The 8,846-nt window shown below is 56.3% G+C and carries 11 protein-coding genes; all 11 read right to left on the minus strand.

What is annotated here, in order from left to right; all coding sequences use genetic code 11:
• Positions 1–298: 298 nt before the first annotated feature.
• The gene (locus tag ABRP93_RS11080) at positions 299–1,576 is read right to left on the minus strand and encodes a hypothetical protein (protein ID WP_349887961.1); all 1,278 of its coding nucleotides are present in this window, start codon (positions 1,574–1,576) and stop codon (positions 299–301) included.
• Entirely contained in the window at positions 1,576–2,205 is a 630-nt protein-coding gene (locus tag ABRP93_RS11085; RefSeq protein ID WP_239269786.1) for a hypothetical protein, read from the minus strand. Before ABRP93_RS11085 ends, ABRP93_RS11080 begins: the two co-directional genes overlap by 1 nt.
• Before the next feature lie 51 nt (positions 2,206–2,256).
• Positions 2,257–3,249, minus strand: coding sequence for a phage tail tube protein (locus tag ABRP93_RS11090; protein ID WP_239269785.1), 993 nt, complete (start codon positions 3,247–3,249; stop codon positions 2,257–2,259).
• Positions 3,250–3,327: 78 nt separating this feature from the next.
• Complete coding sequence (locus ABRP93_RS11095; protein ID WP_239269784.1) at positions 3,328–3,705, minus strand: hypothetical protein; 378 nt, start codon at positions 3,703–3,705, stop codon at positions 3,328–3,330.
• A 3-nt stretch (positions 3,706–3,708) separates the two neighbouring features.
• Positions 3,709–3,999 (minus strand): hypothetical protein, encoded by a 291-nt coding sequence (locus ABRP93_RS11100; RefSeq protein WP_349887962.1) that lies wholly within the window; start codon positions 3,997–3,999, stop codon positions 3,709–3,711.
• The gene (locus ABRP93_RS11105; RefSeq protein ID WP_349887963.1) at positions 3,992–4,174 is read right to left on the minus strand and encodes a hypothetical protein; all 183 of its coding nucleotides are present in this window, start codon (positions 4,172–4,174) and stop codon (positions 3,992–3,994) included. Before ABRP93_RS11105 ends, ABRP93_RS11100 begins: the two co-directional genes overlap by 8 nt.
• A 574-nt stretch (positions 4,175–4,748) precedes the next feature.
• Positions 4,749–5,807 (minus strand): major capsid protein, encoded by a 1,059-nt coding sequence (locus ABRP93_RS11110; RefSeq protein WP_349887964.1) that lies wholly within the window; start codon positions 5,805–5,807, stop codon positions 4,749–4,751.
• A gap of 2 nt (positions 5,808–5,809) precedes the next feature.
• On the minus strand, positions 5,810–6,235 hold the full coding sequence (locus ABRP93_RS11115; RefSeq protein WP_349887965.1) for a hypothetical protein: 426 nt from the start codon (positions 6,233–6,235) through the stop codon (positions 5,810–5,812).
• A gap of 30 nt (positions 6,236–6,265) precedes the next feature.
• Entirely contained in the window at positions 6,266–6,802 is a 537-nt protein-coding gene (locus tag ABRP93_RS11120) for a hypothetical protein (RefSeq protein ID WP_349887966.1), read from the minus strand.
• 92 nt (positions 6,803–6,894) lie between these two features.
• Positions 6,895–7,620 (minus strand): VG15 protein, encoded by a 726-nt coding sequence (locus tag ABRP93_RS11125; RefSeq protein WP_349887967.1) that lies wholly within the window; start codon positions 7,618–7,620, stop codon positions 6,895–6,897.
• Positions 7,621–8,811 carry a phage portal protein gene (locus ABRP93_RS11130; protein ID WP_502879666.1) on the minus strand — a complete coding sequence of 397 codons (1,191 nt, stop codon included), beginning with the start codon at positions 8,809–8,811 and terminating at the stop codon, positions 7,621–7,623. It lies immediately after the preceding gene.
• Between the last annotated feature and the right edge of the window lie 35 nt (positions 8,812–8,846).

Consider the following 8,846-nt stretch of genomic DNA (forward strand, 5'->3'; position numbering starts at 1 on the left):
CGAAGCCGCCGGATCAGCTACACTTACTATCGCATCTTGATTAAATCCCCGTGTCCACTTTCCGGGGTTCGGGCCCTAAAGGCACCGAAAAAGGACTCGACACCGGCTGGCCAATCCAAGCACCACCGCCGGCCGAAACATTCGGCACACCATGGACAAGATTCCCCCGATTACGCATAAAACCCCCAAAATAACGTCACAATACAACTCCCAGTATAAAACACGGAGAACCAGGCACAACGACATAAGAGAAGGGGCCGAGGGAACACGCCCTCAGCCCCTACGCGGCCAGTTCTGGCTAGACAGTCAGCGCACCCACAACAAGGTAGGCGACAACAATCAATGCCACCGCATCACCGATAAGAACGCCCGGCTTCAGCGCGAGCGGAGTCAGTACGGTCTTCAGTACGCGCCAGTTTGCAAACAGTCCAGCAGCCAGAGTCTCCACGCCACGCAGACCCAAGCCACGAACCGGCAGATGGCCCAGCTGAGGCACGCGAGACAGCAAGAATACGTTGAAGAGAATACGGCCGATATTCAGCCCGTTGACAATCTTCAGCAGATTATTGCCACGCACCGCAACACGAATCGGCGTAGACAGAACAAGGAAGTCCACCGCTGCACGAACAGCCTTTACCACAGCCTTGGTATTAAACGCCGTCAGCGAATTAATAAGCACCTCGTTAAAGACGTGCAGCAGCGCCTGACGCACCTCATGATGATTAAACATCTGCAGCGCAACAACAATAAACGGAAGCTTCTTCGCCGCCTTAAACTGCGCGATAACCGGAGCAGCCAAAAGACCCTTACCCGCGGTAAACAAGCCCTTGACCACAGCAGCCTTTAAGGCCACGCCCAAATCAACAATACCCTTGACCGCCTCAGCGCCCTGGGCAACAACAGAGCCCGCAGCCAAAGCCACAGCCAGCAAAGGAGACAGCCCCTCAGCAGCCTTCACAGCCTTACGCACAGCCTCATCAGCACCCAAGGAAGCCAGCTCGCCGATAAGCTTGCCGCCACGCTCAGTGACAGCGTCAAAGTGCTTCGCCAGCTCATCAAGCTCATCCTGTCGCAGCTCAGCCAAAGCCTCCAGAACATGGCCAGGCAGGGCACCACCAGGTAGCTTCTTGACCACCTGTGCAATTGGGGCAGAAGCATTCAGCGTATCCAACGCTTCAGCAAAATCCCGAACAGTAGAACGAATATCAGAAAGGTCAGAAACCTTCTCCAGACCCAGATCCTTCAGCTGGCCCTCAAGCCCATCAACGAGCTCATCAGCCGCAGACTTGAAATCGGCAACCTTCTTCAGCGGATCCGGCTCATGAATAGCGGTATCAATATTCGCCTTAAGCGTATCCAAGACTTCCTGGCCACTTTCAGCCTCACCCACCAGGGTAGAAACAGCCTTTTCAACCTCGCCGCGAGTATCGTCACCCAAGTTCAGCAGAGCGCTAGAAGCCTGGGAGAGAGCGTCTGCCATTTCGTGCGGGATAACCCCGGCAGACTCGAGACGGTCCACGAGGTGAGTGGGGTTGAATTCACCGAAGTTATCGCGGTCAGTGTACTTGTATTCCATTACTTTTCCTCCTTGTTGTCCTCGTTGAATGCGCGCAGAATGTCCACGAGGGCAGCACCGATTGGCTGGGCGGAGGAACCAATGCCGGTGACCAAGTCCGTGAGCTTCTTGCGGTCAGCCTCAGGAAGGGCATCAAACTTGCCCACCAGTTCTGGGAAGCCATCGCCCGGGGTGATGCCGTCGAAGAGCTTCTTTGCGTAGGAAGAACCAACGAACTCATCCACAGCGGAACCGACCGTGCCGGCGTGGTCTGCGAGTTCCTTTACGCGCTCTGCGGCCTTGTCTGGGAGTGCCTCAGCATCGCCGAACTGCTCAGCAACGAGGTCATGCAGGCGAGTCTTGGCGTCTTCGATGCCCTTAATGGCAGAGGGGACGCCGGTGCCTGGGAATACCAGTGGGCCGCCGAGAATCTGCTTGAGGTCATCGGCGAGGGTCTTGGCGTCCTTGACGGTGCGGCCCAGCATGGAGACCTGCTGTGGGATGGATTCGGAAATCTTGTCGATGATGCCGTTGAAGTTGGAGAACATTCCGGTGAGAGAATCAGCGGTGTCCTTTTCCACGCCGCCCTGCTGCTGCAGGTCGCGGATGGAGTTAGTGATTTGAGAAAGCAGGCTATCCTTATCAGCCATGAAATTTACCCCCAAAAATAGTGTTTACAATTCCCCGAAAATGTTTGGTGTTTAGATGATGCCGCCGGTCAGGTCATCAATCGTTTGCCGTCCACCAGCACCGGTGAGCAGGTCAACAACTGCCTGAGCCCAACGATTATGACGATTCAGTGGAGTAAACGGCAATGCCTCCACGTCCTTAATCAACGTGGCTGCATCTTTACCCTCCACCAGGTCAGACAAGAGCTGCAGCAAATCGTCCACGCCGTTGAGCGGCGCAAGGTGCTTCGCGAGCTTGTCGATGAACTCAAGGTCCAGCCCGCCCTTGCCGTCAATGAGCGAGTAGAACAGGCCCGCAACCAAGTCCGGCGAGATAGGCAGATTATTCAGAGCATTGCGCACAATGTCTTCAATTTCTGCCAGGGATACAACCGGAAGCCCATCATCTGGGAAGCGGTCATCATCATCCTTTTTGACGTTGCGGCGGTCAATGTAGGTGTAGAGGTTGTTTCCCTTTTCATCCGGGAAGCATTCAATCGTGGCGTCGAAGCCTACGACCTCGCCTCGCGAGAACACCTGGTCGTCGAGCTCGGTGACGCGACCATTCGGGATGAACAAGCGTCCCTTCAGGTCTTCGCCGCCGTGAATGTCGAAGATGAATGAGCGGTAGGGCGTTTCCGTAGCGTTGTCAATCATCTGGACTGCTCGTCCATCATGACGGGAACGGAAGTTGCCTTCGCCCATCACGGCGGTAGCCACGTGAGAATTGACAATCTCGTGGAACTTGCACTTGATTTGCACCGAGTGATTGGACTGCAACACTGCCATGGTGTCACCATTCCAGTCCACAACCTTTTCGGTATCACGGTCGACAGTCTTTGTTAGTCCGTCCTCGCTGATGTAGCCAGCGGGGCTGAACTTGTTGACTGCTGGCAGTGAAGCCACCCTGATAGAGGCAGAGTGTGGCGTCTGCAGCGGGTTGATGCCCGCCATGCCAATCCATGCGGCGCCGCCGCTTTTGACCTCGGGCGCGCCGACAACAATGTTTTGTCGCATACGTGACATGCGAATTCCCCCAAAAAAATTTACCCCGAGTAACCACCCCAAGCAGGGCAGTCACCACAAATTATACATGAAAAATACTTAACTTAACGCCGTCCACAAGGTGCCCGCGCCCTGCCAACGAATAGCAGAAGGCCTATCCGGGTCGGGGAAAATATACGGGTCGGTATCAGTATCCCAATCCAAAATATCCCCCTCAGCACGGTAGGAAACCTCCATGCCTTCCAAGCAGGCGGACAGTAGGTCCACGCAGTACTCATCATCGGTGCCGTAGGCCAAAAGAATGATGCGAGTACGGTCAGTCACCGGCGTTTCCCGGTCCGGGGCCGCCGCATCAACCTGAACCATAGGCCCATCAAGCTCATCCGGAACCTTGGTCGCTACATACACCCCGTCGAACTCGGAACCTTTAAGCCACCGCTTCAGGCAAGAGACAACAATCGCAGAAGGATGCCGCATTAGCTATGCTCCCTTCTTCGGGGACTTCGTCGCGACCGGGTAGGCGCCTACGGCCTTTTGCAACGCATTATGCTTCTTCTCATGCCCGTAGGCCTCCCAATCACCGGGCGTAGGCACAATCAACGCACGCCAGCGGCCACGGCCTTGCTCAGCAGGCTTCACGACATAATGGTCGCCAACCTTCGAACGGAACTCCTCGGCCTTACCATCAACTAGATGCTTAGTCTCCGATGATTCCTTGAGCACGCGATTAAAAAACTGGTGATTCATCTTGAACTTAAAGCTGTCAGCCACGCTCAACCCCCTCAAAAATACGCAGCTTATACTCTGCCAAACCCGGGTCCCACCACGGCCCATGCGTGAAATCATGGCCACCATCGGCAATCAAGAAATCAACACCACCGAGATGAACTAAATCACCGGCATGCACATCACCTGGAAGCGCAAACAACGCCCCAGCCCAATCCACGCGCCGAATATCCTTATCATCCGGGCCAGTTTCCGGGGAATCGCTAATAGACCAACCAGCAACCCGCACAACCTGAGGACCACCCCATCTGGTTACCGGATTACCGAAAGAATCCTCCCCCGAATCCTCACGCCGACGAACCCGCACATCGTAGGGGAGTGGGTACCCCGACTCAGTAGAGTGAGACCGTGAACGCGCCACGTCGACCACCCCCAACCGAGCGCAACATCCGCTTATCCTCAGCCGTCAAGAACACACCGCCAGCATTCGAATTCGACCCAAAATTCTGACTCGTCGAAAACGGGCCAGCAGCAAACGACTGAGACTCAGCACCCACAGGAGCAGACGACAAACCACGAGAGACAGCGCGGGCAGCCACACGGGCACACACCACACGAACCGCCGCCGGAACTGACTCATCAAAATGCTTACCCAAATAAGCATCAATAGCGACCGTCGCCTCATCAACCATCGCCACAATAAGGCTCTTATCGTCCTCATCCGGCTCAATAGTCAAACGGTCAGTAACGTCAAGAATCGTGCAATATGTGTCCACGTGAACCCCCAAACTGGACTACTTAGCGCTACGGCCAGCCTTTTTCGCCGGACCAGGCTTAACCACGTGAGCAACCATGGCCATATTCGGATTCGTCAGAATCGGCTGCACAGCGCAGTTAGCACGCACCCAATACGCCATCGGGTCGTTCTCCCGCCAAGCACCGACCGCAATCTGACCAGCGCCAGACAGGTTATACTCCGGAGAATTCATCTCCACCGTCTGACCCCACACCGTATAGCCCAGCAAACCAGACTGAGTCTCCGGCGGCAGGAAGTACAACGTATTCTCATCCAGAATCCGGCGCGCAGCCTTACCATCACGCACGGAACGAGAATACGACGTAATCCCCGGAAGCCCCTGGTCCTGCAGCACAGCGTTAATAGCGCCAGAGGAGACACGCGCCAATTCGCCGGTGGTATTTGCCGCATCACGGAACTGCTTATTCGTCTGCAGCTTCTGGATGACCTTCGGCGAAGCAATAATCGTGCCGGGCTTAGTACCGTTGGCATCCTCGTAGTCCATAGCCCACGAGATGATGTCTTCCAGGGCGCCGGAATCCTGGTCATCCCAGTGCTTCTTCGGGGTGACCTCGAATTCCTCATCGCGGCCAATGCCGGCGTCGACGATGGCGCCGTTTTCCGCATAGCGGACACGGCCGGTGGTGAGGACGTCGCCGCGGGCTACCTCGACGCGGTTGGCGACTGCGCGGACGACCGTCTCGGTGGCCTTGGTCATGTCGTCTTCCTGGAAGCGGGAATCTCCCTGGTGGAAGCTGCGCAGCTGGTCCATCTCGTTGATGCGGACCTTCTGACCAATCAGAGGCATCTGCATCATGGCCTTCTGGCCGCCGCCCATGGAGCCAATCGGCGTTTCAGCGTCTGCAGAGCGCACCTCAGCCAGGCGTCCGGTGTCCTGCTCGGTCATCCAGCTGAAGAACACGTCGTTAATCAGCTGGTCTGGGAAATAAGCAGATAGGGAACCACCGGCGGCCTGCAGGTCGTTTAGGTAGTGGTTTGCGTAGATAGTCAGGTCCTCCGGAGAGAGGACCTCGTTCCAAATTTGCGTAGAACCCATGATTAATCCTCCCGTACGTCGCCGATGGCATCGAAGTTGGTGGAGCCATCCTCATTCCACAAAGAACCGTGCGGTTCGTGCACGAACGTGAATTCTGCGTGGTCGCATTCTGCGATGTTCACGCGGTTGTTGGAATCCGGAAGGCGGTCAATGCGAACACGGCCGTGCCAGACAATCGGCACAACCTCGCCTGGGTTATTGTCCTGGTCCGTTAGCAGGAACCCGTCCACGGACTGCGTCTTGGACGTGACTGGCACCCAGTAGTCGCCTTCGCGGTGCAAGGCGGTGCCAGAGGGTAGGACGGACGTGCGAATATGGGTAGTCTTTTCGCCCAGCGTGCCGGTTTCGGCGTTGTTTACTGCGTGGCGAGAGCCCAGCCACGACAGGTCGCTGGGAGAGTAACGGTCAAATTCTGGCCGAAAGTGCATAATATCCCCCGATGGTGTGATGAATGCGGACTACGCCCCCTGGCGCTTCTTACGCCTTTGCCACAGCTCTTCACCCCTAGAAATGCCCTGATTCGGTGATTCCCAGGTAAGCCGCGACGATGCAGGGGCGGCGGGGGAGTGCTTGCCGATGAGGTCTTTAATCGTGGATTCAAAATCGTCATCGTCAGCGTCGAGCTTATCTACGGCTGCGCAGAAGCTTTTCGAATCGAATAGTTGCTCTACGTCGCCGCCGAGCCCCGCGATGTGGATAATCAAATCCCGATTATGCTGAGCATCTTCGACCTGACTATGGGCCGTCGAAAGCTCAGCCTGAAGGTCTTTAATCGTGGATTCGAGTTTCTCTTTGTCCGCGGTAAGCTGCTCAACGTCTGCTAGCGATTTTTCTGCCCGATTTTCCCACGTGCGAGAGTGGGCCCGCATGTCCTCGTACTTTTTACGGTAGTCGGGTGGTGCGGCTTCGGTTTCTGCCTTTGCGGCGTTGGTTGCAGTATCCCCGCTGGTGGTTTCCTTTTCGGAATTTTCAGCGTTTGCGTCCTCGTGCGACACAGCGTCCCCCTAAATGTTCAGTTTGTGGACTACGGCCTCATTCATCCCTTCCGGATACAAACCGTAACCACACCACAGAATAGCACACCTGTTCATTTGCTAAGGTCACCCACCTGACGCATCGCCCGCAACAGCACATCGGGGTCCGTGCTATCAACTTCTTCCTGAGCCTTCTTATAAATCTTCTGCGCCCGAATCGTCGACTCTGGAAGCTCAACGTGCCCTCGCTTACGGCAAATCACCAAACAGCGGCAATGGTCATGAAAGTGAGCACCGGAATAACCACCACCAGCAGTAGAACGGGACGTGTAATCAAACCCACGCGAAGCCAAAAGGGTGCAAAAAGCACACGCCCCAGGATGCGCAACACGAGCCCACGAACCCCCACCCTTCCAGGCCGTATGCTCAGTGTTTTTACGCTGACGAGAGTACAACTCATCAGCCACAATAAACCTCATCGCCCGCAGCGAGCGATAATAACCCTGCTCCTCAAAGAACAACGGTGCGAAATCCTTCGCCATACGAGCCTCAACCTGCTCGGAATCCACCCGACGAGGCTTCCATTCCACCGGCCGCATTCCCATGTGGTCTTCCTGTTCTTCTAACCACGCCATCGTGGCATCAGAAACGGCTGTGCCGTAGGAGTCGATGGTTTCGCGGACCATTTGCCGTAACAACTCTTTTTGGCGGTAGGGGTCGGCGGTGATGTCCGGGATGATGAGGGCGCGTGAATTGAGGTCCGTAACGGCTTGGCGAGCGATGGAATCAACGACGGGGGTGATTGAAGCCCAGGGGCGTTGTGGGTCTACCGCGCTCATTTAACGGGCCTCCTTGGCGTCGTCGCTGGCGTTTTCACGCGGTGACGGTGCCACCTGGTCGGAGTTTTGGGGTGGGGTTTCGGTGTTTTCCTGGTCTTGGGGTGTCGAAGCTTGGAGTACCTGTGCCAACTGGGAGAGGCGTTTGCTGCGGTTTTCTTGCTCGATTTGGAGCCGGTCAGCGGCTGAAAAGTGCAGGTTCTTCAGCAGCACCTCGGAATCGGGGGCGAGCACACCGGAAGTAAGCAGCTTTAGCGCCCAGTCGGCGTCGGCGGCCTTGGACGCGGTGGCGGGGTCACGCCAATCCACCTCGAGCCCGTCAACCAGGTCCTCAATGTCGACGTCCTGGTCGAGGTCGGACACCTGCACCAGTACGCGGGCCAACTCCAACAAATCCGGATTCATCAACTCCGTCTTAATCTCAGAGGCGCGAATAAGCTGCTCTTTCCACACACGAATCGAATCACCCGACGGCGGGTTCTCCGTCATAAACCCAAAGTACTGCGCAGGAATCTTCGACTCTGACGCAATCAGCTGAGAATACGCACGAACCTGCTCAATAAACGGGGTAGGAGGCGACGAAGCAAACTGCCCCACACTAGGCTGCTTCGGGTCATCTTCATCGCCGTTGAGGACGAGCATTTTGCCGATGGAGGTTCGCCAGCCCATTTCTACGCGGTCGAATTCCGTCATGCCTTCGGGGTCGTAACCGAAGTCTTCGGGTGAGGCGCCGGTAGCCCATCGCTGTGGGGAGGCATAAAACTCGGAGTTGTACTCCATGTTTTCAAGGGTACGGGCGGCAGCGTCTGTCAGGTACCGCACGGCCGGGGTGATTTCTGATTGGCCCGACCAGTGTGATGTGCGTAGACGATTGCGCAGACGGAACATGGGGAACCCGCCGCCGGGAACGTTGAATCGTTCGACTGAGCGCACCGTGCCCATGTCGGTCGAGTCTTTGGAAATCACGATGACTTCGCCCTGCAGGTAGAGCACCTCGCGGTATAAGCCCTCGGAATTAACTCCAGAGCGTCGATACCCGGCCACTGGCCCGTTTGTGGCGTCATCCCACAATAATGAGCCAGACAAGGGCGAAACTGACCGCAGGCGAAATACACCGTGTGGGTCGGGCTCTACAGCTAATAGGCCCAGACCGAGGGCCCGAACCCCGGAAAGTGGACACGGGGATTTAATCAAGATGCGATAGTAAGTGTAGCTGATCCGGCGGCTTC

This window comes from Corynebacterium sp. KPL2850 (assembly GCF_040225855.1).
Taxonomy (GTDB): Bacteria; Actinomycetota; Actinomycetes; order Mycobacteriales; family Mycobacteriaceae; genus Corynebacterium.